This is a genomic window from Mangrovicella endophytica (genome assembly GCF_002893625.1).
GTDB lineage: Bacteria > Pseudomonadota > Alphaproteobacteria > Rhizobiales > Rhizobiaceae > Mangrovicella > Mangrovicella endophytica.
The window spans coordinates 455978-482596 of sequence record NZ_PKMZ01000002.1 but is presented as its reverse complement, the minus strand read 5'-3'; the positions used below and the strand labels follow the sequence as shown (position 1 = coordinate 482596).

The window sequence follows — 26619 nt, the reverse complement described above, 5'->3', positions numbered from 1 at the left end:
TGCGTGCGCGTCGCATTCTGCCGCACGCCATGTCGCTGGAGACGATTGCGAAGGATCGCGCTTGCTCTATCCTCCTTGATCGAAGCGGCGCGCCTTGAAGGCGGAGTGCCGGACTGCGGCGGGGATGTCCGTAATGGCAGATGAAGACGATATCGTTCTTTCCGAACTGAGCGACGACGATCTCGTCGCCCAGATGAAGGACGACCTCTATGACGGGCTGAAGGAGGAGATCGAGGAAGGCACACAGATCCTCCTCGAACGCGGCTGGACGCCCTATGACGTCCTCACCAAGGCGCTTGTCGAAGGCATGCGCATCGTTGGCGAGGATTTCCGCGACGGCATCCTCTTCGTGCCCGAGGTGCTTCTGTCGGCCAACGCCATGAAGGCGGGCATGACGATCCTGCGCCCGCTGCTCGCCGAGACCGGCGCCCCCAAGCAGGGCAAGCTGGTCATCGGCACGGTGAAGGGCGACATCCACGACATCGGCAAGAACCTCGTCGGCATGATGATGGAGGGCGCGGGCTTCGACGTCGTCGATCTCGGCATCAACACCTCAGTCGAGGAGTATCTGGCCGCGATCGAGGAGCACAAGCCGGAGTTCCTCGGCATGTCGGCGCTGCTGACGACGACCATGCCTTACATGAAGGTCGTCATCGACACGCTGGTGCAGCAGGGCATCCGCGACGACGTCATCGTGCTGGTCGGCGGCGCACCGCTGAACGAGGACTTCGCCAAGGCGGTCGGCGCCGATGCCTATTGCCGCGACGCGGCGGTGACGGTCGAAACGGCCAAGGACCTGATCAAGCGCAAGCACAACCAGCTCGCCGCCGGCTGATCGTCCGCCGCCGCTCGGCTCGGCTGCCGCTGCACCCTTGCTGCGGCGGCAGCGATTGCGGGATCCGCAGCACCTTGCACAGCGCAGCCGGGCGCCCGATCTGATTGGCTCGAAGGCCTATAAAGCAGAAGGCCCGGATCGCTCCGAGCCTTCGGCCATTCGGGAATGAAGCGACGCCGCTTAGTTGGCGATGTCGTTCGCCGCAGCGCCGGTCGCGTCGACCGTGTTGCCAACGTCACGGCCGACGCCGCGGACGGTGTTGGCGCAGGCTGACAGGGCGAGCGCGCCAGCGAGGACAAGCGACACGAGAGCGATGCGGTTCTTCATGGCAGTTTCTCCGGTTACGCCTCGCAGCGGGTTCCGGAGCGGGATTGCTTCGGCAATGACCGTGCGCGAGCTGTTCGATGAAGGCGACCGCCGCATCCGCGCCGGACGTTCATTTTGACGGAAAAACGGCAGAGGCAGCGCCGAGTTCCCGCGGGACGAAAAATTGGTTGCGAATAAACCGATCTCGGATGAATCGACCGCAGCGGAGCGGGTGACGGTGATCGCCTGTGGCGCCATCGCCCGCGAGGTCCTGGCGGTGATGGAGGCGAACGGCCTCAGCCATGTCGATCTCACCTGCCTGCCGGCGATCCTCCACAACGCACCGCAGAAGATCACGCCCGCGGTCGAGGCCGCCATTGCGGAGGCACGGGCCGGCGGCGCCTCCCGCATCTTCATCGCCTATGCCGATTGCGGCACCGGCGGTCTTCTCGATGCCCTGTGTGAGCGCGAAGGGGTCGAGCGCATCGCCGGCCCCCATTGCTACTCCTTCTTCAGCGGCAACGACCGCTTCGCCGACGAGGGCGACGCGCATCTGACGACCTTCTGGCTCACCGACTTCCTGGCGCGCCAGTTCGACGCTTTCGTCGCAAAGCCGCTGAAGCTCGATCGTTATCCCGAGATGCGCGACATGCTGTTCGGGCGCTACGAGCGCGTCGTCTATATCGCCCAAGAGGATGATCCCGAGCTCGATGCTGCCGCCGCGGCAATCGCCCGACGGCTCGGCCTTGCCTATCAGCGCCGCAGCGTCGGCTATGGCGACCTGCCGGCGGCTCTTCTTGCCGCCACGGCCCGGCGCGCATCCTGAGCGCACCGCGCGCCTTCGAAGACGGCACGGAACGCCCGCAACCGGCTCCGCATTCCTTCTCGGCAAAGGAGGACCGCATGTCAGACACACCGCGCAAGCCAGGCACACCGGATCCCACGCCGCAGCCGCCGGCGAGCCGCGACGCCGACGGCGGCTACTTCGGCAACGTCGTTGAGCGGATGGACAACGACTATGCCGGGGTGCCGAACGGCGAGCGGCTGATCGGCGCGGACATCGGTGATGATGAGGACGAGGACCACGAAGACGATCAGGATGCGGGCTGAGCCCACGGCGCCGGAGCGAGCCTGACGAAGCGGTCCCAACCGGGCGTGCCTCGAGCCGGACCGCTCGGGTCTTCCGCAGTCATGCCAACACGCCGCTAACCGTCGCCGCAAATTCTTTTCAAAGAGCACCTATATTGTAGCGTCCAGGCGTAAGCTCGCCGACGACCATCAGCCGCCGGGGCCTGTCCATTTCCGCCGATAGCGCAACTCTCCCGATGTCCAGCAAGCGCCGGATACGACGCCCGCAGCGCCGCATCTCGGCCATCCTGCGCGGCCTCTCGGTCGGCGCGGGCGCAGACATCACCGTTGGCGACATAGCGAACGCCTTCGATGCCCGTGCCTTCGGGGCGTTCTTCATCCTGTTCGGCGGCATGAATGCCATACCGCTGCCGCCCGGCGCCTCGCTGATCTGCGGCCTGCCGCTCTGCGTCGTCTCCTTGCAGCTGGCCCTCGGACGCCGACATCTCTGGCTGCCGGAGCGCGTGCGCGCCATGCGCTTCAGCCGCGAGCTTCTCGCGCGGGTGATGGCGCGGATCGGCCCGCCGCTCCGGCGCGCCGAGCGCCTCGCGCGGCACCGTTACTGGCCGGCAGAAGACAAGGCCCTGTCGATGGCCATCGGCTGGTTCGCCCTGTTCCTGTCGTCGCTGGTGCTGTTCCCGGCGCCGCTGACCAACATGTTCCCGGGCATTGCCGTCGGCTTCCTCGGCGTCGCGCTGACGGTGCGGGACGGCTTGTGGCTCGGCGCCGGTGTCCTGCTGGGGATCGCCTCCATCATCCTGCTCGCCGTCGTCTATGGCGGAGCGCTCTACGCCTTCATGCACTTCATCTGAGGCGGGCGGCTCAAGCCACGGACGTCCGTGATCGCCACGATGCGCGGCCGCCATCGCAGAGCCGCCAGGCGCCCGATGTCGCACTCTCTCCATCATGTCGCATTCCGACGTGGCCGCTGTCGTGAGAAGCGCAGCCGGCACAGGCGTATCCTCCTAAGGTAGCAGCACTTCAGCGGGAGGCGTGCCGTGGCCGAGCTTCAGATCGTCTACTGGCGCGACATTCCCGCCCAAGTGGTCGTCCGGCAGGGCCGCAAGGCCGCCCGCCGGGAGCTGCCGCTTCGCTTCATCGAAGCCGTCGACATGTGCGCGATGCGCGTCGGAGCCAAGGATTCCGATGCCTATCTGGCGGAATGGCGGCGCGTCTCCTCGCCGAGCGAGGCGACTGACCTGGAAGCCGAAGCCGACCGTGCACTCGCAGAGATCGATACCGCCTACGATGCATCCCGCCTGAAGACGCTGATCGCCAACGAAGGGCATGAGACATGATGTCGGCCACCGCAATGCGCAGCACGCCCATCCCCGCCTCGATCGAGGTCGCGCCGAAGCAGGCGCTGGAATCGGCCGATCTTCCCGGCCTCTTCCCGCAGGGAACGCGCACCTACCTGACCGATGTCGGCGTTGATCCCGTGAAGTCCTTCATCGCGGCGACGAAGCGCGTCAGCGATCTCGGCTACAAGCCGGTACCGCACATCCCGGCCCGCCGCATTCGCAGCCGCGAAGAGCTGGAGACACGCATCCGCGCCTATGCCGAGGAGGCAGGCGTCACCGACATCCTCGTCATCGGCGGCGGCCTCGATAAGGCGGCCGGCCCCTTCACCTCCTCCATGGAGGTACTGGAGAGCGGACTGTTCGACCGCTACGGCATCACCGAGATCGGCGTCGCCGGCCATCCCGAGGGCTCGCCCGACTTCTCGCTGACCACGGCCGAGAGCGCGCTGCGCCTGAAGCGCGACTTCGCCGAGCGCACGGGCGCGCGCATGCGCATCGTCACCCAGTTCGGCTTCGACGCGGAGATGTTCATCCAGTGGTCGATGGCGGTGCGCGAATCCGGCGTCGGCCTGCCGATCCATCTCGGCGTCGCCGGGCCCGCCAAGATCACGACGCTCATCAAATACGCGGCGCTCTGCGGCGTCGGCAACTCCGTCGCCTTCCTGAAGAAGCGCGCCCTCGCCCTAACCGCCCTCGCCACGACCCACTCGCCGGAAGCCGTCGTCGGCCCGATCGAGCGGCACTGGCAGGAGGCCGGCGCCGAGACCTCCGTGCGCCAGATCCATGTCTTTCCCTTCGGTGGGCTGAAAAAGTCGGCCGAATGGCTCTACGAGCGTGGCTCATGGAACGCCGGCACTGTAGGTCTAGACGCCGAACCGCTGCGGCTGCAGGCCTGACGCGGCACGTCCGAGGGGAGGAACATCATGACCCGCACCGTGGTGGCCTCGGCCAAGCGCGAGATCGTCATCGGCTTTGACGAGCCTTTCTGCGTCATCGGCGAGCGCATCAACCCGACCGGCCGCAAGAAGCTCGCGGCCGAAATGGTCGCCGGCAACTTCGACACGGTCGCCAAGGATGTCGCCGACCAGGTCGCGGCCGGCGCGACGATGCTCGACGTCAATGCCGGCGTCACCGCGGTCGACCCGAATGTCTCCGAGCCGCCGCTCCTCGTCCGGACCATCCAGCTCGTCCAGAGCCTGACCGACCTGCCGATCTCGATCGATTCCTCCGTCTCCTCCGCCATCAAGGCGGCGCTGGAGGTGACGCAAGGTCGGCCGCTGGTGAACTCCGTCACCGGCGAGCTCGAGAAGCTCGAGGCGATCCTGCCGCTGATCAAGAAATACGACGTCCCGGTCGTGGCGATCTCCAACGACGAGACCGGCATCTCGGAAGATCCGGACGTGCGCTTCGAGGTTGCGCGCAAGATCGTGCAGCACGCGGCCGACTACGGCATCAAGCCGCATGACATCGTCGTCGATCCTCTGGTCATGCCGATCGGCGCCATGGCGACGGCCGGGCGGCAGGTCTTCTCGCTGGTCCGCCGCCTGCGCGAGGAGCTCGGCGTCAATACCACCTGCGGCGCTTCCAACATCTCCTTCGGCCTGCCGCACCGGCATGGCATCAATGCCGCCTTCCTGCCGATGGCGATTGCCGCCGGCATGACCAGCGCCATCATGAATCCGTGCCGGCCGCAGGAGATGGAAGCGGTGCGCGGCGCCAACGTGCTGATGGGCAACGACCCCTCCTGCATGACCTGGATCCGCACCTATCGCGACGTCCAGCCGGCGGGTGCGACCGCGGCTCCGGCGCAAGGCGTGGCACCGGCCGGTGATGCGGGTGGTGGGCGTCGTCGCGGCGGGCGCGATGCGCGGCGGGCGCAGGTCGGAGCCTGAGGCCATTTCGCAGCTGCGAAGAAATCGATTGACAGCAAGGCACCGGCAGGCGCCAGCGTTGGATCGAGGCCGCGGCAGGCGCGGCATGCCGGGATGTGCATCATGAACCGCCGCCAAAGCTTGCCCGGCTCCATGGCCGAGCTGTCGACGCTGATGCTGTTCTCGCCGCTCGTCATGTCGGCGCGGATGACGCAGTTCTGGCTATCCGCTGCGTCTCCCACCACGCGCGACAAGGCCGAGGCGGCGCGCATGGTGACGGAGAAGCTTCAGGCCGCCGCCGAGAGCGTTCTGGCGATGAACCTCGCTGTCGGGACCGCCGCCGCCGACATGGCCCTTGCGGCGGTGACCGGGCGCATGCGCCACGTCAACGATGCTGACGCCGTGCTGAAGGCAGGGCTGCGGCCGTTCACTCGCCGCGTGCGCGCTAATCATCGACGGCTTTCGAAATAACCCGCCTGAATTCCGAAGATCGATACGATGAGCGATAGCGCCGACCCGCTGGTCCTGTTCATGCCGTCCGGACGGCGCGGCCGCTTTCCGCGCGGCACCCCCGTGATTGAGGCGGCACGCTCGCTCGGCGTTTATGTCGAAAGCGTCTGCGGCGGTCGCGGCATTTGCGGCCGTTGCCAGGTCGAGGTGGCGGAAGGCCGCTTTGCCAAGCACGGCATCACCTCCTCCGGCGACCACCTGTCGCCCTGGTCGGCCAAGGAGGCGCGCTATGCCGACAAACGCGGCCTGAAGCCAGGCCGCCGCCTGTCGTGCTCGACCACCGTCCAAGGCGATCTCGTGGTCGACCTGCCGCAGGACATGGCGATCAACGCCGCCGTCGTGCGCAAGGCCGTCGATACAAGGCAGTTCCCGCGGGATCCCGCTGTTCGCCTCCTCTATGTCGAGGTGAGCGAGCCGGACATGCATGCGCCGCTCGGCGACCTCGATCGGCTGTTCCAGGCGCTGGAGCGCGACTGGAAGCTCGCGCGCCCGACGATCGAGCCCCACCTCCTGCCCCACATCCAGCCGGTGCTGCGCCAGGGTGGCTGGAGCGTCACCGCCGCAATCGCGCATGACCGCGACGATGAGGCGCCGCGCCTTGTCGCCCTCTATCCCGGCCTGAAGAACGAGGCCTATGGCATCGCCGTCGATATCGGCTCGACGACGATCGCGCTGCACCTCTCCTCGCTGCTCTCCGGCCAGACGATCGCCTCCACCGGCGCGCCGAACCCGCAGATCCGCTTCGGCGAGGATCTGATGAGCCGTGTATCCTATGTCATGATGAATCCGGACGGCCGTCCGCAGATGACGGCCGCCGTTCGTGGCGCCATCCAGGCCTTGGCCGAGAAGGTCTGCGCCGAGGCTAATGTCTCGCCGGCCGACATCATCGACTGTGTCTTCGTCGGCAACCCGGTGATGCATCACCTTTTCCTCGGCATCGATCCGACCGAGCTCGGCCAGGCGCCCTTCGCCCTGGCGCTGTCCGGCGCCCTGTCGCTGCCGGCGAGCGCGCTCGACCTGACGCTCAATCCGGGTGCAAGGGCCTATCTTCTCCCCTGCATCGCCGGCCATGTCGGCGCGGATGCCGCCGCCGCAACCCTGTCGGAAGGGCCGCATCGGCAGGACGAGACGATGCTGCTGGTCGATGTCGGCACCAATGCCGAGATCGTGCTCGGCAGTTCTAAGCGCCTCGTCGCCGCCTCCTCGCCCACCGGCCCCGCCTTCGAAGGCGCCGAAATCTCCTGCGGCCAGCGGGCCGCGCCCGGCGCCATCGAGCGCGTACGCATCGACCCGGCGACCCTGGAGCCGCGCTTCAAGATCATTGGCACCGAACTCTGGTCGGACGAGCCGGGCTTTGTCGAGGCATCCGCAATCACGGGCGTCACCGGCATCTGCGGCTCCGGCATCATCGAGGTGGTCGCCGAGATGTTCCTCGCCGGCGTCATCACCGAGGACGGCGTCATCGACGGACGGCTGGCGGAGCGCTCACCCCGCATTGTGCCGCAGGGCCGCACCTTCGCCTACGTGCTGCACGAGACACCAGAGCGCCGCCTCACCATCCTGCAGACGGACGTGCGCGCCATCCAGCTTGCCAAGGCCGCGCTCTACGCCGGCATCAAGCTGCTGCTCGGAAAGCTCGGCAACCCCACCATCGACCGCATCGCGCTGGCCGGCGCCTTCGGCTCCTTCATCGAGCCTCGCTATGCCATGGTGCTCGGCCTCGTGCCGGACTGCGCGCTGGAGAAATGCGGCTCGGTCGGCAACGCCGCGGGCGCCGGTGCGCGCATGGCGCTGCTCAACCGCGACTATCGCCGCGAGATCGAGGATGTCGTCACCCGCATCGAGAAGATCGAGACGGCTCTGGAGCCGGACTTCCAGGGCCACTTCGTGGCGGCCATGGCCTTTCCGAACAAGCTCGATTCCTATCCCGAGCTGGTGAAGGTGCAGCCATTGCCCAATCGCGACTCGGCCGGCCTCATCAAAGCCGCGCCGGATGGCGGCGAGAATGGCGAATCGGCGGCTGGCGACGCCGGCTCGCCCCGCCGTCGCGGCGGACGCGCCGGCCGCCGCTGAGATCGCCGTCCTCCGTCGGGTCAGGTCCGTTCAAGAGGGGTGGCCCGCCCGCAACATCCGGTGGAGATGGAAAGCATACTTCAAGTTTTGCTGCCGCCGCGTCATTGACCTCCCGCGGTCGGGGGCTTATCTCCAGCCCATTCGTGACACACTCCGAATTATCGCGTTGGTGCGCCGGCTGTGAGCCGCTCGCAGGACGCCGATCCGTAACCGGTGCAGAATAGCTTTGAAGCCCAAAGAACCCGATTTCGTCGAACGCCGCGGCAATAACAAGGACGCCAAGAAGGCGCTTCTTGAGAAGATGAAGGCCCGGCAGGAAGGCCCCGAGGCCGAGAAGCGTCGCGCCGAGCGCGCGGCGATCCTGAAGGCGCGCGAAGAGCGCGATGAACTCCGCCGCATCGAGCAGGAAAAGCTCGCCGCGGAGGAGGCCGAGCGTCAGCGTCTTCTGGAGGAGCAGCGTCAGGCTGAGGAAGAAGCCAAGAAGGCCGAGCAGAACCGCCTGATCGACCAGATGGTCGCCGACGAGGCGGCCCGCAAGGCTGCTCGTGACGCTCGCTATGCCGCTCGCAAGGCGCGCCAGGGCAAGCGCTGACCGGCGCATCCTGACAGGCAGTTGCATGATCATCAACGCCGCGAACCTCGTTCGCGGCGTTTTCGTTTGCGGCGCCCCTCTCGGGCCGACGACGGCTCTAGCCTGAGCCGGCCGGCACTCTGTCTGACGATGAGTTTAGGGGCCGTCGGTGATCTCTTCAGCGTCGGCTGAGCGTGGCAGGGCCTGCGACGAGACCCGAATCAGTCGCCTGGTCCGCTGTTCGCGACTGCGCTCCCCGCTTCGCCACATCGGCGTCTGGAAATCTCCTTCGCTTCGCCTAGTTTGCATCCCGTCCGCCAAGTGCCGGACGGCCGCTCTTCGTCATGCGTCGGCGAGCGGCGACGGAGGCAGGCGGAAGCCGCGCGTGAAGGAGACGAGACGATGACCGATGACGAAGATCGCATCCGCCGCAAGGCGCATGAGCTCTGGGAAGCCGAGGGGCGGCCTCATGGCCGTGACCAGGAGCATTGGGATCAGGCGAAGGAGATCATCGCGCTTCAGGATAGTTTCGGCACGACGCTGAGGCCGCTGGACGAGACCGTCAGCGAGCCGGCCGAGCCGGCGATCGCCTACGAGAATCAGGCCGACGTACCCGGCTTAACCGATCTCGGCGAAGAAGGTCGCGGCCCGAGCTGGGAGGCTGCCCGCGAGACCACCGAGGAGCAGGCGCTGACCGTCGACGAGCAGCCGGCGAAGACAAAGGCCAAGAAGCCTGCGGCGGCAAAGGCGCCGAAGTCCGACAAATCCCCCGTGACCAAGAAGCCGGCGGCCCCGCGCGCCAAGAAGACGGCGACCGGCGAATAGGCGTCGTATCAGGGCTCTGGGCTCAATCTCCGGGTTCGCGGCGCGTCCCTTGACGGAACGATCGCTCCGGCCGGCCGTTGCCGACGAAAGTTGATCTGAGACGAGGAGGCGATCATGCCGAAGGAGTTTCCCGAGCAGCGCGAGGGGACCGTCGATCCGAAGGGCAGCTACGCCGAGGCCGCAGAGGTTTCCCTCGCCGACCGTGCGCTGCTGGATAGCGTCGCCGACGAGGCCCCGCGCGATGAAGAGGATCGTGCATCCGGCACGCTGGCGGGCGATGATGCGCTCTACATGGATGTCGGCACGCAGCCGATGAGCGAGACAACCGCCGCCATTCCGGACAACGACGACACCGAAACCGAGGACGGCCTTGACGAGATGGAAGAGGAGGTCCGCCGCGAGGCCGAGGACCGGCCGACCGGCAGTGGCGGCGAGACGTTCTGATTCGTCAGCCGCAGTCATCTCGGGTTCGAAGCTGATACTCGCAGGGCGGCACGACGGTTTGAGCCGCCCTCCCTCTTTGCGGCCCGCTCTGCCGCGGGTCATAGCCTTTTCGCAGCGGCCATTCCTCGCCACGGCGCACCGGTCGCCGCCCGGACGGCATCACCGCCATCGACCGGGCCTCGCGCCGACAACCGGTCGAGCAGCGTGATCTCCCGTATCTCGCGCGAGGCTTCGACAAGGTCTTCCACCACCGTCCGAATTTTGCCTGCTTGCACCCGTTCTAATTCCCGATCACTGTGAGACCATCGGCGACATCGCTGGTTTCCTCAAGCGGAAGAGAGTTCGAATGGGCGGGCGTTCCGTTGCCGTAGCGCTGCAGGACAGGCCGGAGCAGATCCGCCGGGTGGTGGCCGCCGCAGCGCCAATGCCGACCGCGACGCCGAAGCGCACCATCGCCTTCCTGCTCGTGCCGAACTTTTCGATGATCGCGTTTGCGACCGCGATCGAGCCGCTGCGCATCGCCAACCGGATCGCCGGGCACGAAATCTACCGTTGGCGGCTGGTCTCGCCCGATGGCAAGCCGGTGCGCGCCTCAAACGGTGTCGAGGTCGCCGTCTCCTCGGGCGTCGAGGCCGAGCGCAAGGCGCTGTCCGGCGAAGGCCGGCCCTCCATGGTGTTCATCTGCTCCGGCGTCTTCGTCGAATCCTTCGGCGACAAGGCGACGCTCTCCTATCTGCGCGAGACGCATCAGCGCGGCGTTTCCGTCGGCGGCCTCTGCACGGGCGCCTGGATCCTCGCCAAGGCGGGTCTTCTTGCCGGCCGCCGCTGTGCGATCCACTGGGAAAACCTGCCAGGCTTCTCCGAAGCCTTTCCCCGCGCCGATGTCTATGCCGACCTCTTCGAGATCGACCAGAACATCTATACCTGCGCCGGCGGCACGGCCTCGCTCGACATGATGCTGGCGCTGATCGGCGAGGATCTCGGCGATGACGTGGTGAACCGCGTCTGCGAGCAGGCTCTGACCGACCGCGTGCGCGGCGCACAGGATCGCCAGCGCCTGCCGCTGAGGGCCCGGCTCGGCGTCCAGCACGTCAAGGTGCTGCGCATCATCGAGATCATGGAGGCCAATCTCGGCGAGCCGCTGTCGCTGGTCGAGGTGGCGCGTCTCGTCGGCCTGTCCCGCCGCCAGGTGGAGCGGCTCTTCGATAAGGAGATGGGTCGCTCGCCGGCGCGCTACTACCTGGAGATCCGGCTCGATCGGGCGCGGCACCTGCTGGTTCAGTCGCAGCTGCCGATCGTCGAGATCGCCGTCGCCTGCGGCTTCGTTTCGGCCTCGCATTTTTCCAAGTGCTATCGCGAGCTGTATTCACGTTCGCCGCAGCAGGAGCGCGCCCTGCGGGCCGCCGCTGTCACAGCCTAAGCCGCACGCCTCTCGCCAGCCCCGGCTCGCCGTGTCGTGACGAGCCGGCACTGCAGGCATCAGAATGCGAAGGACAGCGTCGCCGAGCCGCGATGGCTTTCCATGTCGTCGCCAAAGGTGCCGTCGTAACGCAGGCGCCCGGAGATCGTCTCGGTGAAGCGCGCGCCGAGCCCGGCACCTACCGCAACGGCGTCCTCCGCCCCGGCTGACACCAGCGTCTCGAACCCGACCGCGGCCGGTGTCACCGTGGCGAAGCCGGTGCGGTCGTTGTCGGCGAAGTTGTGCTCGTAGAAGACGGAGAGCTCCGGCGTCAGCACGGCCGAGCCGAGGACGATCTCCGTCTCCGCCTTCAGGCCGATGCCACCGTAGAGAAGGCTGACATCGTCCTCGTTGACCGAGAGGTTCAGGATGCCCGCGCCGGTTTCGGTGAAGGCATCCCGCGTCGCATGGACGCCGCGCAGACGCGCCGCCGGCGCCAGACGGTAGCCGGTGCCGCCGATGAGCGGCACGATGTCGTAGGAGATTTCTGTGTAGCCGGAGACGGCGTCACCGTCGGCCGAGCCCGAGGCGGTCGAGGTCAGCACCGCTCGCGCGAGGTCGAAATCGGCAAAGCTGTAAGCGATCGCACCATTGAGGGCGAGCGGTCCCTGCTCCCAGGCGGCGTAGAGGCCGACATGGCCGGTGTCGATGGCCGCGCCACCGGCGACGATGTCGACGTCGGTGCTGCTGTAGCCGCCGGCAAGACCGATGACAGCGGTGTAGTCTGCACCCGTCATGACATATTCCACGCCGCCGGCGACGCCAGCCGAATTGCTGTCATAGCCGGCGGCGCCACCGTCCGGATCGACGGAGAGGTCGTCACCGAAGGCGCCGATCCAGACTCTGACGCCGCCGTCAGGCCCCGTCATCGCCGCCGCAGTGGTTCCGAGATCGGCACCATAGATCGCCTTCGACGCCGGCAGTTCGCTCGCGCGCGGCTCATCCTCGCCATAGGCGAGCTGCTGTATGCCGCCGAGCGAGGTGCGCTGCGCCGCAGCCGAACGTCCGCCGCGGCCCGCCAGCGTCTCGGAGAAGCTGAGCGCCGCGTGTCCGAGCGCATAGACAGACGCCAGCGCATTCTCCTTGCGGGTGAAGCCGTCGTCCGGATCCTCCGGATCGACCGGTCCGGACCCATCGCGGTCGTAGCTCAGCTGCACGTCATTGGCGTTGTAGAGCGCCACCACATCCACATCGGGCAGGTTGTCCGCCACGCTGGAGAAGGTGCCGGACACGCCGCCTCCCGCCGTGATGATCGTGTAGCTCTGCGCGTCCGGATATCCCGTGGGATAGGCGATGCCGTTGACCAAAAGCGATCCGCCGATATTGGCGCTGCCGGTGACGGCCAGGAGATCGGAGGTGCCGTCGGCTGCGATGTCCATATAGGTGGTGCCGGTGCCGTCCAGCGTCAGGTTTCCGGCAACGTTCAGCGTGCCGGTCGCCCCGGCGCCACCGACGGCGAGTTCTCCCTCGTTGACGAGGTTGCGCAGGGTGCCGACGCCTTCCACGCGCCCGCCTACGGTGTTGGTGAGGTCGAGGCTCGGTGCGGTGATGCCGAGAATAACGGTTCCGTCCAGAACGAAGGCGGGCGCCAGATCGACGAAGGCGGGGATGGTCTCTTCGCTGACGAAACGCCAGGTGCCCTCGCCACGCTTCTCGATCCGCTCGACGCCGGTTGCGAACGGCACGCCGTCCCGCAGGAACGCCGCATCGCCCACCGTGCCGGCGGCGCCGTCGAAGGCGACCGTGTCGAAGCCGGCGCCCATCTCGACGCCACCGGCGAAGTCCGCCGTCGGCAGGACGATAATCACGTCGTCGCCGCCGCCGAGATCGACGAGACCGGACGCCAGACCGGCATTCGTAAAGGTGTCGTTGAAAGTCCCGCGGGATCGAAGCGCGGCATCGAACCCGGAGAGAGTAGCACCGTCTCGATTGGTCAGGGTGATGCCGCCATTGGCATCGATGCCGAAGGACCCGCCACGGATCGTCCCGGCGTTGTCGATGACCAGCACGCCACCTTCAGAGACGATGCCGGTGCTGTCGGGATCCGATCCCGAAATCCCGCCGCCGGCCGCATTCTGGATGGTCAGCGTCGGCGCGCCGGATTGGGGATCGGCCACAAGCCTGATGCCGCTGCCATCCCCCTGGATCACGCCGGAGTTGACGATCCGATTTCCGTCGTAGGCGGCAGCGCCGAGGCCAGACAGGTCAGCCTCGGTCACCGCTCCGACGACGATCGCGGAAGAACCCGAGCCGGTCGCTGCTTGGCCCGCAAGAAGACTGCCGCTGTTCTCCAGAAGACCGTCCTGGCCGAGCATGAGCACAGCCGTCGCACCGGTCAGCGAGAAGCCGATCTCGCCGCCCTCGAAAGCGAGGCCCGAACCGCCGCCATTCGCTGCGACAGTCCCAGTATTGACGAAGCGCTGCCCGGAGGAAAACGGGGTCATCGAGACGCCGATCGACAGCTCGCCGAAGGTCCTGATGGTGCCGCTGTTCTCGCCATAGCTTTCGTCACCGACGAGCGATATGCCTCCGCTGCCGCTACCGGTCGCGGTGATCGTGCCGGCATTGATGGCGCGGTCCGTGGGGCTGGTCAGAATGCCGCGGACCCGCTCGCCTTCGACCTCGATCACGCCGGTCGCCGTGTTCGTCAGCGTGGTCGTCACGCCGTCCGCCACACCGAAGTAGCTCTGCAGCATGCCAGCGCCGCCGAAGCCGGAGCCATTCACGAGGAGCGTGCCGGCATTGACCAGGGTGTTGCCCGTGCCGGTGCTTTCGGAAGAGCCGTTGATGCCGACACCTCTGAAACCCGCGACAGACAGCGTTGCGCCCTCGGCGTTGGTCACCGTCGCACCACCGCTGCCGATCAGGCCAGTGGCAACGTTGTCGCCGCTGACATAGATCTCGCCCTCGTTGCGGATCGAGCCGCCGTTGCCCAAAAGCACACCCGACGTACCTTCGTTCGTGCCGGCGGTGATATCGATGACGGCGCCGGCGCTGTTGACGAAGCTGCCGCCCTGGAGTGTGAGGCCCTGCCCCGCCGGCGCGGTAATGGTGCCGTTGTTGGTCACGGTCGCATCCGGGCCGGCGAACACAGCCGTGCTGGCGAGGTTGGCGTCGATCGTTCCGTTGTTGACCAGCGTCGCACCGCTGCCGAGTTCGATCGGCCCGTCGAACCGGGCCGGACCCTGCACCACTGCGCCGCTCGTCACGGTCAGGCTGACGCCGCTGCTCGTCGTCTGGAAGCCGTTCGTGTCGGTGCCGGTGCAGGACACGGTACCGCCATTGCCCACGGGATCGGGCGCACAGGCCGCATGGGCGCCGGATGCACCCAGCAGCCCTGCAAGGGTCAAGGCGGAGCTGGTTGCCAGAAGGGTGAGGCTGATACGCGGGATCATGGTCTCTGTTCCTCGTAAGAAGTCGGCTCAGACCTCGGCCCACAGGCGCAGGAGGTTGGAGTGCGTTTTCGTCAGCGTGTCGAAGAGCGGCCCCTTGCCACCGGTCTCAAAGACGTGGCGGCGGGCCAGATCGAGATCGTGCAGAATTTGCCGCTGCTGCGGCTGCCGCACGAGGCTTTGCATCCAGCCGACGATCGCCAGCCGCGTTCCGCTGGAAACCGGCGTCACCCGATGCAGCGTGTCGGAGGGGTAGAAGACGGCAGAGCCGGCAGGCAGCTTCACCTGCGTCTCGCCGCCGCCGGCCTGGGTAGCGAGGTGGCCGCCCTCGTAGCTCTCCGGGTCCGACAGAAAGAGCGTGAACGAGATGTCCGCCCGCATCGGCGGATCACCGTGCCGGATCGCGTCGTCCACATGGCTGCCATAGGTCATGCCGGCGCCGTAGCGGCTGACGAGAGGACGTGAGATTCGCGCCGGCAGGCAGGCGGAAATTACGGTGGCGTGGCTCTGCAGAATGCGTAGAATGGCATCCTGCAGCGCGAGGAGGGCCTCACTCGGCTCGGCCTGCTCGTTCTTCTTGACCAGCTTGGCATGCCAGCCTGCGGTGCTCGCGCCGTCGACGAAGCTCAACGCGCCGGCGCGCTCAGCCACCTCGGCGCAGGCACCGGCATCGAGAATGGGCGCGACGACGATCACGGCTCGATGTCACCACGGCCGGCCGCGGTCTTGCGACTATACGCGCGCCTGTATTGCAGCAGTCGTCGCGGCCTGATGCTCCGCAGCATCCCGTACGCGGACGCTGCGGCGAGCCTTATCAGAGGTTTCATTCCGCCCCCATATCCCTCTGCACCTGCCGCCAAAGCCCGGGCCGAGCCAGTTGCAGCGTGCAGATCAGCCTTCGAGCAAGACAATCGTCTTGCCCGTTCGCGACACCCCTTCTCCCCAGAAGAAGCAAAAGCGCTCCGTCTTCGAAATCTCTCCCCGAGATGACGAAGTATCCATTCAAAGATGACCGATCACTCGCCCGGCATGGCCAGACGCACGCATGTCTTGCCTGCGAACGCGCGGCTAGAAGCAGAGAACCTGTGTCGCCTCGTCTTCCGAACAGACGGGTTGAACGAGTCGGTTGACGCCCCGCCGGCACTTGCCGCTAAGGCACAATGACAGGCCCGATCATATTTTCAATCGGAAAATTCGGCAGGACGGCATGCCCGCTGGGGTTGTTGCTTAAATGTCAGGGTCGTCGTAGCGCTGGCAGTAGGACTGGATCAGGCGGTCCACGGCCTCGCGGGTGATGCGGTTGTAGCGCTCGGAGAAGCCGAGCGAGGCGACCATTTTCCAGTGCCCGTACATCAGGGCGACGAACAGGAAGCCGATCTCGCGGCAAGCCGTCTGCGGCAGGGCGGGATAGCTGATCTGCACCTCGTGCGCGATCGTGTGCTGCAGGAGTGTGTACTGGTCGAACAGGTTCTTGCGGACGGTCGGCAACGCCGCCGCGATCGCCACCATCGCATCGTAGACAACGTCGTCTGCCGGCTTGGGGATGCCCTGGCCACTCAGGAAGTTGAAGTAGAAGTCGAGGAAGATCGGCAGGCGCTCCGCCTGCCCCGCCGCCACGATCCCCTTCATCAGGCAGTCGCGATAGGCCGCCGCAAGGTGATCGCAGACGCCCTCCATCAGCGCCTCGGGATCCGGAAAGTAATGACGGATCAGCTGCCGTGAGATGCCCGCTTCCTTGGCGATCAGATCGTAGGAGGGCATCGGCAGCCCGTTCTTGCGAATCGCTTCAAAGGCGGCCTGGACGATCTGCGGCTTGCGGATTTCGGCGGTCGGTTCCCGCATGCGATCGTTCGCCTTTCATGCCGCCTGCCGAGGGGCATGGGCGCTCCCGTACAGTTGCCCAGAAGATCCGCCGGCACAGCGGCGACAGCGCACCATCCACAGCATTTGCAAGGATCGGAGCTGTCACCGTTCTTCGCAAGGGGCGAGCGGTCGCCCGGTCCGCGCGTGGCCGCTCCCCGGCCTGCATGCGAAGACGGACACGCCGCGATGCAGAGGGCATCGCCAAGGATCGCCAGCCGTCCGTGGCGTCACGGCCTGTCGGCCGGCGAGCGGACCGCCTTCGGCCCTGTCAGCCCGGGCCGTTCATCCAGTAGCGCTGGCGGTCCTGCCACATCTTCTCGCCAATGGAGCAGTCCGAGACCGGCTCGCCCGCAGCGGGTACGACGCCGACGTCTGCGGGCGGCATCGGTCCACGCTCGGGCCAGCCGCCGGCGAGTTCCATCACCAGCTTGCGGCGGACGGCTCTCGGAAACTGGTCCCAGCTGTTCACCGGGATCATGAAGGCGCCTGGCCCGCCGATCACACAGTCGGCGTAGTAGCGGTCGAGATTCGGGATCGATCCCCAGGACGAATACCCGCCCGTGGTCATCAGCGGCAGCCCGTTGATGGTGATGCCGCGCCGCACGGCGGCGTCGCGCGCATCCATGACGGTGCGGCCCTCATTGTTGGGACCGTCGCCGGACACGTCGATCACCTGTTTCAATCCGTCATAGCCGTTGCCGGAAAAGAGCGGTGCGGCAAAGTCGATCGCGGCGGCGATGGAGGTCCGGCGTGCCCGGTCAGGCTCCTCGATCGACAGCCGGTAGGCGAAGCCATCCGCTGCCGGCTTGGAATCGATCAGCGTCCAGGGAACGATGATGCTCTGCGAGAACTCGCCCGCCCATTCGATATAGGTGACGGCGATCCGGCCATGCACGCCTTCGGTGATGGCGCGCTGCACCTCCTCCGACCGAAAGGCGGCGGCATAGCCGGCGCGCTGGATCTCCTGCTCGCCGCGGTCCATCGACCAGGAGACGTCGACGGCGAGCACCAGTTCCACGTCCACCGGCTGCCCGTCCGCGGCACTCTCGCGCCCGATCTGCCCAAGTCCGCGCGGCATGTTCTGGCCGAGCGCCGCCGTCTGCAGCAGACCCGTCAGGGCCAAGCAGGCAACGAGGCGGCAGCTCACGGCTCGGTTGCGCATGTCGCAGCGTCATACCGCACGGCGAGAAGCGCAAGTCACGAAGTCGTAACGGGCGGCACGAAGCCGCCCGTCGGCTAACGACCGAGGGTCGCCACCTCAGGCGCGAAGCTTGGCGTTCTCGGGATCATAGGGACTCTCGGCGATGACAGTTGCATCGTAGAGCGTGCCGAGAATCTTGATCTGGAGCTTCGTGCCCTCCTCGCAGCAGTCCGGCCGCAGCATGGCAAGCGCCAGGCTCTTGCCGACGCGCCAGCCATAGCCGCCCTGCGTAGCGCGCCCGATCAGCGCGCCGTCGCGATAGATCGGCTCCGAGCCCCGCGCATCGACATCCGTGATCCCGTGCACCTCAAGCGTCGCGAAGCGCTGCGCCGGGCCTGTCTCGCGTGTCGCCACGACCGCCTCGCGGCCGGTGAAGGTGCCCTTGTTCGGCTGGATGAAGCGGTCGAGGCCGGACGCATAGGCGTTGTACTCGATGGACAGTTCGCGCCCCATCTGCCGGTAGCTCTTCTCGATCGCCATCGCGTTCATGGCGCGGATGCCGAACGGCCGGATGCCGAACTCGGCGCCCGCCTCCATCAGCGCGTCATAGATGGCGTTCTGCATCTCGATCGGATGATGCAGCTCCCAGCCGAGCTCGCCGACGAAGTTGACGCGCAGCGCCAGCGCGTTGGCCCGCCCGACGGCGATGCGCTTGCCGGTGAGCCAGGGGAAGGCCGCCGTGGAGAGGTCGGTGCGGGTGAGCTTCTTCAGGACGTCGCGCGAGCGCGGACCGGCCAGCACCAGCACGCCCATCGCGGTCGTCGCTGGCTGGAAGCGGACGCTGCCGTCCTGCGGCAGCGCCTTCACGAGGACGTCGTGATCGATCGACTCCAGTCCACCGGCCGAGACGAGGTAGAAGCGGTCCCTGGCGGCACGGAACACGGTGAATTCGGCCGCGACGCCGCCGCTCGGCGTCAGCGCGTGGCAGAGCGACACGCGGCCGAGCTTCGGCAGTCGGTTGGCCAGCAGGCCGTCGAGCCAGGCCTCGGCGCCGGGGCCGGACACCCAGGCCTTGGCGAAGGGGCTCATGTCGAGAAGGCCGACGCCATTCGCCACGGCCTTCACCTCCTCCCCGACGAAGGGGAAGTAGTTGGAGCGACGGAAGCTCCAGCGCTCGCGGATGCGCCCGTCGGCCTCGGCCGGTGCATGGTTGTGCTTCAGGAGAACGTCGGCGCCGACGTCGAGCTCGGCCTCCGGGACCTGATAGCCTTCAGGCGCGAACCAGTTGGCGCGCTCCCAGCCATAGACGGAGCCGAACACGCCGCCGAGCTTCTTCTGCCGCTCATAGGAGGGCGAGGTCTTCAGCGGCCGGCCGGCCGAGCGCTCCTCGTCCGGATAATGCATGGTGAAGACGTTGGAATAGGCCTCCTCGTTCTTTTCGATGAGGTAGCCTTCCGTTGCATACGGGCCGAAGCGGCGCGGATCGACGCCGACCATGTCCACCGTCGGCGCGCCGTCCACCATCCATTCCGCCAGCTGCCAGCCGGCACCGCCTGCCGCGGTGATGCCGAAGGAGTGGCCTTCGTTCAGCCAGAAGTTCTTCAGGCCGGGCGCCGGTCCAACGATCGGCGAGCCGTCCGGCGTATAGGCGATGGCGCCGTTATAAACCTTCTTGATGCCGACCTCGGCAAAGGCCGGCACGCGCACGAAGGCCGTCTCGATATGCGGCATCAGCCGCTCCAGATCCTCCTGGAACAGCTCGTATTCGGAATTGGCGTCGGGACCGTCGAGGTAGCAGACCGGCGCCCCCACTTCATACGGGCCGAGGATCAGGCCGCCGGCCTCCTCGCGCATGTACCAGCCCGAATCGCTCTCGCGCAGAACGCCCATCTCGGGCAGGCCCTGGCGGCGTCGTTCGAGGATCGCCGGATGCGGCTCGGTGACGATATACTGGTGCTCGACCGGTATGACCGGTATTTCGAGCCCGACCATCGCGCCGGTCTTGCGCGCGAAATTGCCGGTCGCCGAGACGACGTGCTCGGCAATGATCTCGCCCTGGTCGGTGGTCACCTTCCACTCGCCGGAGGGCAGCTGCTCGATAGCAGTCACGGTGGTGTTGCGGTAGATGGTGGCGCCGAGGTCGCGCGCGCCCTTGGCGAGCGCCTGTGTCAGGTCGGCCGGCTGGATATAGCCGTCTTCCGGGTGCTGCAGGGCGCCGAGGATGCCGTCGGTCTCGCAGAGCGGCCAGACCTCCTTCAGCTCCTCCGGCGTCAGGAACTTGACGGGCACGCCGATCGTCTCGGCGATGCCGGCATAGTAGCGGTACTCGTCAAGCCGGTCCTGCGTCCGCGCCAGGCGGATGTTGGTGACATTGGAGAAGCCGACATTCATGCCGGTCTCGGCCTGCAGCTCCTTGTAGAAGCGCACCGAGTACTTGTGCAGCTGGCCGACGGAATAGGACAGGTTGAACAGCGGCAAGAGCCCGGCCGCATGCCATGTGGAGCCGGAGGTCAGCTCCTTGCGTTCGATTAGGACGCTGTCCGTCCAGCCCTTCTTGGCGAGATGGTAGAGGGTCGAGACACCGACCACACCGCCCCCGATCACCACCGCACGCGCCTGAGATTTCATCGATGTCTCCGGTATGCCTTGCGACCTCGTCGCAGCCGGCCAGCAACCTAGTCCAAGCGGAAGTCACCGGCCCGGCTTTTTTGCGACATCAACCGTCACGTCCGCTCCTTGGCTGGAGCATCGGACTGCAAAGCAATCCTTAAACCTGCAGGCGCTAGGCTCTCTCGCTCTGTGGATGCGGAGGGGCCGACGGCCGCCGCGCAGCGGGAACTTGTCGATGAGCCACGTCACGATCCAACAGGCCGCGCGATCCTCGCGCGCCGCGTTGATGATCAGTCCGCCGCTCCTGGCCCTCGGCGCGACGATGATCGCCCTCGCCGCGATCCTGACGCTGCCGGTGACGCTGCCGCTCGGCGCCTTCTACTGGGACCTCTTCATCTACTACGATGCGGCGAACCGCATCTTCAGCGGGCAGGTGCCTGGCGTCGACTTCTTCGCGCCCGTCGGACCTCTCGGCTACTGGCTGTTCGCCTCGCTTCTGAAGATCTTTCCGCAGGCCCAGCCGCTGCTCTTGGTGAACTGGTCGCTGCTCCTCGTCACCGCGCCCCTGATGGCGGTGGTGCTCGCCTCGGTCGGCAAGCATTCGCGCGGCCTTGCCTTCGCCTTGCTCGTGCCGTTCCTCCTGTTCCAGATCCTGCCGGTCAATATCGAGCAGTTCACCAACTATCCCGGCTTCGACGGCTACGGCATCTATAACCGGCAGGCCTGCCATCTCCTCTATGTGCTGACCGCCGGACTGGTCTTCTGCCGCAGCCAGCGCGCGCTCTTCGCCGTTGTCGCCGGCGCGATGCTGGCGCTCTTCCTCGTGAAGATCACCGGCTTCATCGCCGGCGCGATGCTCTGCCTGTTCGCCTTCGCCGCGGGACGCATCGGCCTGCGCGCCGCCCTGGCCGCGGCCCTCGCCTTCCTGCTCTCGCTCGCCGCGCTGGAAGGGGCCACGCATGCTGTCAGCGCCTATCTCGGCGACATCCTGACCCTTGTCGGCATGAATGAAGGGAGCCTGGCACCGCGCTTCCTCACCGCCGCATCGCTGCATTTCGGCGTCGTCGGCGCGGGTGCGGCCCTGATCCTGGCGCTGCTTGTCATCGGCTGGCCGAAGCTCTGGGCAAGTCTCCGCCTTTTCGCGCGCCGCCCGTCGCTCGCCCGGATCGCCTCGATCCTCGATCGCGATGCGCTCTGGATTGGTGTCGCCCTGTTCGCGGGGCTGTTCTTCGAAACGCAGAACACCGGCAGCCAGGCCTTCGTCTTCCTGTGGCCGGTGCTCCTGGCCCTCCTGACCAAGGCCGGCGATTACAGCGGGCGTAAGCTGGTCCTCGTCCTCAGCCTCGTCGCCGCCACGGCGCTGCCGACGCCGGTCGAGATCGTCCACCGCGCCATGCGAGCGCTGGTCGGACAGATGACCTATACGCGGCTGGAGACGACCGATCTCGGCCGCCTTGCCTCGGTGTCGCAGCGCCAGGAGGTGCTGGACCGCGCCGACACGATGATCGAGTCCTATATCCGCTATCCCGAGACCTACCAGTTCATCGCGGACAGGGGCCAGCTTCCCTCCTTCACGCTCTATTCCGAGATCGACTTCCAGATCGGCTGGCTGAAGAGCGCCGACATCGCGGTCGCGGCGATCCATGACTACGAGGCCGCCCACGGCGTGCGCTTCGAAACGATCATGAGCCTCAACTTCGTCAACCCGTTCCCGTGGCTGATGCAGCGCCAGGCGCCGCGCTACATTGCCATCGGCGCCGACCCGTTCCGCGCCGTGCCGACGCCAGACGAGCGTACCCTCGCCGCGGTCCGTACAACCGATCTCGTTCTGTATCCGAAGTGCCCGATCACGGTCGCCAACATGCGGCTGCAGAGCTTCTACCAGGCGGCGCTGGAAGGCCGCACACGCGTCGAGCTGTCGCCCTGCTGGGACGGGCTGGTGCGGCCGGAGCTGTTGCGCGCCAATGCGGCCGCAGTGCAGGAACTCGGGCTGCGGGGGTGATGCGTCGGGTGTAGTCTGGTCGCTTGAACGGCACAGCACCGACGATCCGGCGGCGGTTTATGGAAGACCGGCCAAGTCGTAGCTGGCTACGCCCAGCGGTTTGAAGTGACGCAAGTTCTCCGTGACGATCGCGAGCCCGTTGGCCTTGGCAATGCCGGCAATCGCGATGTCCGCGAAGCCGGGATGCCGACCTGCCGCCACGGCCATGTCGGCGATCTCGCCGGCCGCGTCAGCCTCCTCGATACCGAACGGCAGCACTCGCCGGCCATGGATTCGCCGTAGCGCGGTGGACCATGCGTCGAGAATGTCCGCACGAGCATCAGCTCCTTTACGGCGCAGATTGCAGATTCCCTGCCTGATCTCTGCCAGAGCGATTGTTGGCACGAACAGCCGGTCGGACGCCGCCGCTTCTGTTAGCTTGGATGCAATCTCACGAGGAAGCGGCGGCCTGCTGGGCGCCATGACGGACAAAGCTGACGTATCGAAAAGGAAGCCGTTCAAAGGTCGATGGACCGGAGCGGCGTCTGGTCGCGCTCGAAGTCTTCCAGCCCGCCCGGGAAGCTCATCAGGAAAGAGGCGAAATCGACAGCTTCGTCAGGATAGAGCCGTCTAGCCACATCGACCGGAACGATAACCGCAGCCGGTCGACCGTGGCGCGTGATCGTGGTCGGTTCCCCGCGCTCTGCCGCCTCGACCAGTGCCGAGAGCCCGGCCTTCGCATCCCTCACCTGAATGATCCGCACGACCAGAACCTTCTTGTGACTACATGTAGTTACAATACGGCAGCGATGTTCGGGTCGCAAGGGCGGTGAAAGAGCGTATGCCGGCGTGTAGCGGAAGCTATGGCGGTCGAGCGACCCTCTGCCGAAAGAGAGGTTCCTCCAGACAGCACAAAGCCCGGATGGCTTTCGCGACCATCCGGGCTTGTAACCTCGCCCGTGAGCGAGGCACTTGTCGCGGGGCGGACCCCGCGGGGGACGTCCTGTTATCCCATCTGGGACTTGATGAAGTCTTTCACGATGGAGACGATTCCGCGGCCTAGCAGCGCATCGAGATTGTCGCAGAACTGGTCGACATGCTCATGGCCGCAGATCAGCGGCGGCTCCAGCCGGATGACGTTGCGGTTGTACTCGGTGAAGGCCACCAGCGTGTCATAGTCGCGCAGGAGCAGCGCGCCGACGAAGCCGGACAGCGAGCCCTTCAGCTTGTCGTCGAGGATCGCCACCATCGGGCGCAGCGCCAGCGGCAGCGTGCGCGAGAAGTCGTGGAACTCCAGCCCCACCATCAGGCCCATGCCCCGCACCTCCTTGATGATGGTCGGGTACTTCGCCTGGAGCGCCTGGAGGCGCTCCAGCAGATAGGCGCCCACATCCTCGGAATTGCCGATGAGGTCCTCGTCGTAGAGGACGTTCAGCGCCTCGATGGCAGTCACGCAGGCTTCGCCGATACCGCCGAAGGTCGCATGGGCGTGGATCATCGCGGTCTTCGGCGTGCCATAGGCCTTCATATAGACCTCGCGCCGCGCGATCATCGCGCCGATCGCCGCCTTGCCGCCGCCGAAGCTCTTGGCGAGCGCGGTGACGTCCGGCACGACCCCGTAGTGCTCGAAGGCATAGAAGCGGCCGGTCCGGCCGTAGCCGCACTGCACCTCGTCGGCCACCCACAGCACGTTGTGCTTGTCGCAGAGCGCCCTCACCCCGTGCCAGTATTCCGCCGGCGCATGGATGATGCCGCCGCCGCCCTGGACGGTCTCGAGCACGACGACGCCGATGTCCGGGTCCCGCTCGATGACGCGCCGCAGCGCCTCGAGGTCCCCGAACGGCACCTTGTAGGTGTTCTCGACCAGCTTGAACTCGCCCTTGTAGAGCGGCGAATCCGTCAGCGAGAGAACGCCCTTGGTCTTGCCGTGAAACGAATTCTCGGCGTGGACGATCTTGCAGTTCTTGCGGCCGGAGGCGCGCTCAGCAACCTTCACCGCCGCTTCCATGGCTTCGGAGCCGGAAGAGCCGAGGAACACCATGTCGAGATCGCCGGGGCTGCAGGCCGCAACGTTCTTGGCGAGCGCCGCCGCATATTGCGACAGGAAGGCGATCGCGATCTCGTGGCGCTTCTCCGCCTGGAAAGCGCGGCGCGCCTCGATGATGCGGGGATGGTTGTGACCGAAGGCGAGCGAGCCGAAGCCGCCGAAGAAGTCGAGGATCTTCCGACCGTTCTGGTCGATGTAATACATCCCCTCGGCGCGCTCGACCTTCACCTTGTGGAAGCCTAGAAGCTTGGTGAAGTGGAACTGGCCCGGATTGATGTGGTCCTTGAAGAGATCCGCCATCGTGGCGAGATCCATTGCCTTGGCGTCCTCCACCGTCAGCAGGGGCGGCTTGGCCGGCCCTCGGTGATAGGCTTCGAGCGCAGGCGCGGCGAGTGTCGGTCTGTCCAGCATGGTATCCCTCCCTTATTCCGCCGGCGCCGTGAAGGCGGCCGAGGTCGCGGCGCGACCGTCGAGCTTGGCGCGGTATTCACGATAGGCGGCGATCAGCATGTCCTCGTCGCGGTAGCGCGGGATCCAGCCGAGCTGCCGCTCGCCCTTGGAGACGTCGAGCACGCATTCCTCGTCGGCGATGAGGTACTGCTCGGGGTCCATCAGCGGCATGTTCAGGAGATCGAGGAAATCGAGCGTGCGCTTCACCGCCCAGCCCGGGGTCGGGATCAGGAACGACTTCGAGCCGGCCTCCTTGATAAGGTCGCCGAGGAGCTTCCTGACCGGCGGTGGGTTCAGCGAGCCGAGATTGTAGGCCTCATTCGGAACGCCGGCCTTCCAGGCGAGCCGCGCAGCTTCGGCGCAGTCGAAGACCGAGATGAACTGGTATGGGTTCTTGCCCGAGCCGATCATCGGAACCGGCAGGTTGTTGTCGATCAGCTTGAACAGCTTCTGGAGGATCCCGAGGCGGCCCGGACCGATGATGAGGCGCGGCCGGAACAGCGAGATCCGCATTCCCTTGGCCCGCCACTCCGCGGCGAGCTCCTCGGTCTTCAGCTTGGAAAGCCCATACTCGCCGAGCGGCGCGACCGGATGCTCCTCCGTCATCGGATAGGTGACGGTGTGGCCGTAGATCATGTCGGTGGTGAAGTGCACCAGGCGGTCGGCGCCGGCCTTGGCCATCGCCTCGATGATGTTGACAGTGCCGTGGTAGTTCACCGGGAAGAAGAAGTCGTGGCGCTTGGCGCGCACCTGGATCGGCGACAGCATCTTGGCGGACAGGTTGTAGACCATGTCCTCTGGCTGGATCGGAACCGCCGCGACGGCTGCCGGATCGGTCACGTCGGTATGGATGAAGGTGCAGCGCGCATAGTGCGGCAGCGGGCTCTTGACGATGTCTGCGACGATGACGCTCTCGCCGTCGTCAACGAGCTTCTGGGCGAGATGGCGTCCGACGAACCCGTCGCCGCCAAAGATGATGTGCTTCATCGGGAGACCTCGTTCAGGCTGTTCTGGGAAAGGCTGGCGACCTCGTCGTCGCCATGGATGCGGCTGCCGCCCTGGGCGATGAACATCGTGCCGATGCAGATCAGCGCGATGCCGCCGATGCGCATGGCGTTGAGATCTTCGCGGAAGACGAAGTAGGCGAAGATCGCGACCGCGACGTAGGCGAGCGACAGGAAGGGATAGGCGAAGGACAGCTCGACCTTCGACAGCACGAAGAGGTGCGACGCCATCGAGATGACGAAGGTGCAGAGGCCGAGGAAGACGAAGGGGCTGAAGACGATCTGCAGGATCTTGATGAGCGGATTGACGCCGGCGAAGGAGAGCGGCCCGAGCTGCATCATCCCGTATTTCAGCATCACCTGCGCTGCGGCATTGGTGAACACCGTAAAGAGAATGAACGGTATGTACTTCGCCATAGGCGACGCTCCGGAAGCTGCAGGTTGATCATTCGTTCTGGCGACACAGTTACAGCGATCGCCATAGAAATGAGTTAAGTCGAGGGCGCTTGAGAAAACTTCAGAGCATTGATCACCGATCAGGGTGAACGATGCTTTATTGAGGATTGTCGACTTTTATACATTAACCATGGCGATAGATCGCTGGCGGCGGCACGGGCGTGGCGGACAGGAATCAGCCGTGCAAGCCCTGCCGAACGGCACCTCGGCGCCGCGACGAAGACCGCCCGACGACAGCCGAAATGCCCTGTAGTCGCCGCACAGTCGTCGTGGACCGGATCGCTTCAGGCCTCAGACCATACGGTCCGAGCAGCAGGCACCTCCGGCGGCGCATCGACACACAGGATCAGCC

The 26619-nt window shown here is 66.3% G+C and carries 25 protein-coding genes; 14 read left to right on the top strand and 11 right to left on the bottom strand.

Annotated features, from left to right (window positions below):
* The first annotated feature begins 133 nt into the window (after nucleotides 1–133).
* Complete coding sequence (locus C0R46_RS07860; RefSeq protein ID WP_102959037.1) at nucleotides 134–835, top strand: corrinoid protein; 702 nt, start codon at nucleotides 134–136, stop codon at nucleotides 833–835.
* A 180-nt stretch (nucleotides 836–1015) separates the two neighbouring features.
* On the opposite strand, the gene C0R46_RS20930 is transcribed toward C0R46_RS07860, so the two are convergent.
* On the bottom strand, nucleotides 1016–1162 hold the full coding sequence (locus C0R46_RS20930; RefSeq protein ID WP_198598269.1) for an entericidin domain-containing protein: 147 nt from the start codon (nucleotides 1160–1162) through the stop codon (nucleotides 1016–1018).
* A gap of 163 nt (nucleotides 1163–1325) precedes the next feature.
* Here C0R46_RS20930 and C0R46_RS07855 point away from each other — a divergent pair, with 163 nt between their 5' ends.
* The 12 genes from C0R46_RS07855 (at nucleotide 1326) to C0R46_RS07795 (ending at nucleotide 11284) form a co-directional block, all read left to right on the top strand.
* Nucleotides 1326–1967 (top strand): DUF1638 domain-containing protein, encoded by a 642-nt coding sequence (locus tag C0R46_RS07855; protein WP_245413466.1) that lies wholly within the window; start codon nucleotides 1326–1328, stop codon nucleotides 1965–1967.
* A 77-nt stretch (nucleotides 1968–2044) separates the two neighbouring features.
* A complete protein-coding gene (locus C0R46_RS07850; RefSeq protein ID WP_102959036.1) occupies nucleotides 2045–2251 on the top strand; it encodes a hypothetical protein in 207 nt (68 codons plus the stop codon).
* 215 nt (nucleotides 2252–2466) lie between these two features.
* A complete protein-coding gene (locus C0R46_RS07845; RefSeq protein ID WP_102959035.1) occupies nucleotides 2467–3081 on the top strand; it encodes an exopolysaccharide biosynthesis protein in 615 nt (204 codons plus the stop codon).
* A gap of 186 nt (nucleotides 3082–3267) precedes the next feature.
* A complete protein-coding gene (locus C0R46_RS07840) occupies nucleotides 3268–3567 on the top strand; it encodes a virulence factor (protein WP_102959034.1) in 300 nt (99 codons plus the stop codon).
* On the top strand, nucleotides 3564–4466 hold the full coding sequence (locus C0R46_RS07835) for a methylenetetrahydrofolate reductase (RefSeq protein ID WP_102959033.1): 903 nt from the start codon (nucleotides 3564–3566) through the stop codon (nucleotides 4464–4466). The genes C0R46_RS07840 and C0R46_RS07835 overlap by 4 nt, the downstream gene beginning before the upstream one ends.
* Nucleotides 4467–4493: 27 nt before the next feature.
* Nucleotides 4494–5462 carry a methyltetrahydrofolate cobalamin methyltransferase gene (locus C0R46_RS07830; RefSeq protein ID WP_102959032.1) on the top strand — a complete coding sequence of 323 codons (969 nt, stop codon included), beginning with the start codon at nucleotides 4494–4496 and terminating at the stop codon, nucleotides 5460–5462.
* 102 nt (nucleotides 5463–5564) lie between these two features.
* The gene (locus C0R46_RS07825; protein ID WP_157944583.1) at nucleotides 5565–5912 is read left to right on the top strand and encodes a hypothetical protein; all 348 of its coding nucleotides are present in this window, start codon (nucleotides 5565–5567) and stop codon (nucleotides 5910–5912) included.
* Between the two features lie 27 nt (nucleotides 5913–5939).
* On the top strand, nucleotides 5940–8024 hold the full coding sequence (locus C0R46_RS07820; RefSeq protein WP_102959030.1) for an ASKHA domain-containing protein: 2085 nt from the start codon (nucleotides 5940–5942) through the stop codon (nucleotides 8022–8024).
* Nucleotides 8025–8250: 226 nt separating this feature from the next.
* Nucleotides 8251–8616, top strand: a complete 366-nt coding sequence (locus tag C0R46_RS07810) for a DUF6481 family protein (RefSeq protein ID WP_342586497.1) — start codon at nucleotides 8251–8253, stop codon at nucleotides 8614–8616.
* 381 nt (nucleotides 8617–8997) lie between these two features.
* Complete coding sequence (locus tag C0R46_RS07805; protein WP_102959027.1) at nucleotides 8998–9420, top strand: DUF2934 domain-containing protein; 423 nt, start codon at nucleotides 8998–9000, stop codon at nucleotides 9418–9420.
* A gap of 114 nt (nucleotides 9421–9534) precedes the next feature.
* Nucleotides 9535–9864, top strand: coding sequence for a hypothetical protein (locus C0R46_RS07800; RefSeq protein ID WP_102959026.1), 330 nt, complete (start codon nucleotides 9535–9537; stop codon nucleotides 9862–9864).
* A gap of 424 nt (nucleotides 9865–10288) precedes the next feature.
* Nucleotides 10289–11284, top strand: coding sequence for a GlxA family transcriptional regulator (locus tag C0R46_RS07795; RefSeq protein ID WP_102959260.1), 996 nt, complete (start codon nucleotides 10289–10291; stop codon nucleotides 11282–11284).
* A gap of 59 nt (nucleotides 11285–11343) precedes the next feature.
* On the opposite strand, the gene C0R46_RS07790 is transcribed toward C0R46_RS07795, so the two are convergent.
* The 5 genes from C0R46_RS07790 to C0R46_RS07770 form a co-directional block, all read right to left on the bottom strand.
* Nucleotides 11344–14718 carry an autotransporter family protein gene (locus C0R46_RS07790; RefSeq protein ID WP_102959025.1) on the bottom strand — a complete coding sequence of 1125 codons (3375 nt, stop codon included), beginning with the start codon at nucleotides 14716–14718 and terminating at the stop codon, nucleotides 11344–11346.
* Between the two features lie 27 nt (nucleotides 14719–14745).
* On the bottom strand, nucleotides 14746–15411 hold the full coding sequence (locus tag C0R46_RS07785; protein WP_102959024.1) for a Fe2+-dependent dioxygenase: 666 nt from the start codon (nucleotides 15409–15411) through the stop codon (nucleotides 14746–14748).
* A gap of 531 nt (nucleotides 15412–15942) precedes the next feature.
* Nucleotides 15943–16557: a TetR/AcrR family transcriptional regulator gene (locus C0R46_RS07780; RefSeq protein WP_102959023.1), complete on the bottom strand. Its 615-nt coding sequence runs from the start codon at nucleotides 16555–16557 to the stop codon at nucleotides 15943–15945.
* 289 nt (nucleotides 16558–16846) lie between these two features.
* On the bottom strand, nucleotides 16847–17740 hold the full coding sequence (locus C0R46_RS07775; protein WP_102959022.1) for a DUF1194 domain-containing protein: 894 nt from the start codon (nucleotides 17738–17740) through the stop codon (nucleotides 16847–16849).
* Nucleotides 17741–17836: 96 nt separating this feature from the next.
* Nucleotides 17837–20347 carry a GcvT family protein gene (locus C0R46_RS07770; protein WP_102959021.1) on the bottom strand — a complete coding sequence of 837 codons (2511 nt, stop codon included), beginning with the start codon at nucleotides 20345–20347 and terminating at the stop codon, nucleotides 17837–17839.
* Nucleotides 20348–20564: 217 nt separating this feature from the next.
* Here C0R46_RS07770 and C0R46_RS07765 point away from each other — a divergent pair, with 217 nt between their 5' ends.
* The gene (locus C0R46_RS07765; protein ID WP_102959020.1) at nucleotides 20565–22331 is read left to right on the top strand and encodes a hypothetical protein; all 1767 of its coding nucleotides are present in this window, start codon (nucleotides 20565–20567) and stop codon (nucleotides 22329–22331) included.
* A 57-nt stretch (nucleotides 22332–22388) separates the two neighbouring features.
* Here the strand turns inward: C0R46_RS07765 and C0R46_RS07760 are convergent, their stop codons facing one another.
* From C0R46_RS07760 to C0R46_RS07740, 5 genes are all read right to left on the bottom strand, one after another.
* Nucleotides 22389–22832, bottom strand: a complete 444-nt coding sequence (locus C0R46_RS07760) for a PIN domain-containing protein (protein WP_157944582.1) — start codon at nucleotides 22830–22832, stop codon at nucleotides 22389–22391.
* Nucleotides 22829–23059 carry a type II toxin-antitoxin system Phd/YefM family antitoxin gene (locus tag C0R46_RS07755; RefSeq protein ID WP_245413465.1) on the bottom strand — a complete coding sequence of 77 codons (231 nt, stop codon included), beginning with the start codon at nucleotides 23057–23059 and terminating at the stop codon, nucleotides 22829–22831. The genes C0R46_RS07760 and C0R46_RS07755 overlap by 4 nt, the downstream gene beginning before the upstream one ends.
* 257 nt (nucleotides 23060–23316) lie before the next feature.
* Nucleotides 23317–24768 carry an aspartate aminotransferase family protein gene (locus C0R46_RS07750; RefSeq protein WP_102959017.1) on the bottom strand — a complete coding sequence of 484 codons (1452 nt, stop codon included), beginning with the start codon at nucleotides 24766–24768 and terminating at the stop codon, nucleotides 23317–23319.
* 12 nt (nucleotides 24769–24780) lie between these two features.
* A complete protein-coding gene (locus C0R46_RS07745; RefSeq protein ID WP_102959016.1) occupies nucleotides 24781–25794 on the bottom strand; it encodes an NAD-dependent epimerase/dehydratase family protein in 1014 nt (337 codons plus the stop codon).
* Complete coding sequence (locus tag C0R46_RS07740) at nucleotides 25791–26228, bottom strand: EamA family transporter (protein ID WP_102959015.1); 438 nt, start codon at nucleotides 26226–26228, stop codon at nucleotides 25791–25793. The genes C0R46_RS07745 and C0R46_RS07740 overlap by 4 nt, the downstream gene beginning before the upstream one ends.
* Nucleotides 26229–26619: the final 391 nt, after the last annotated feature.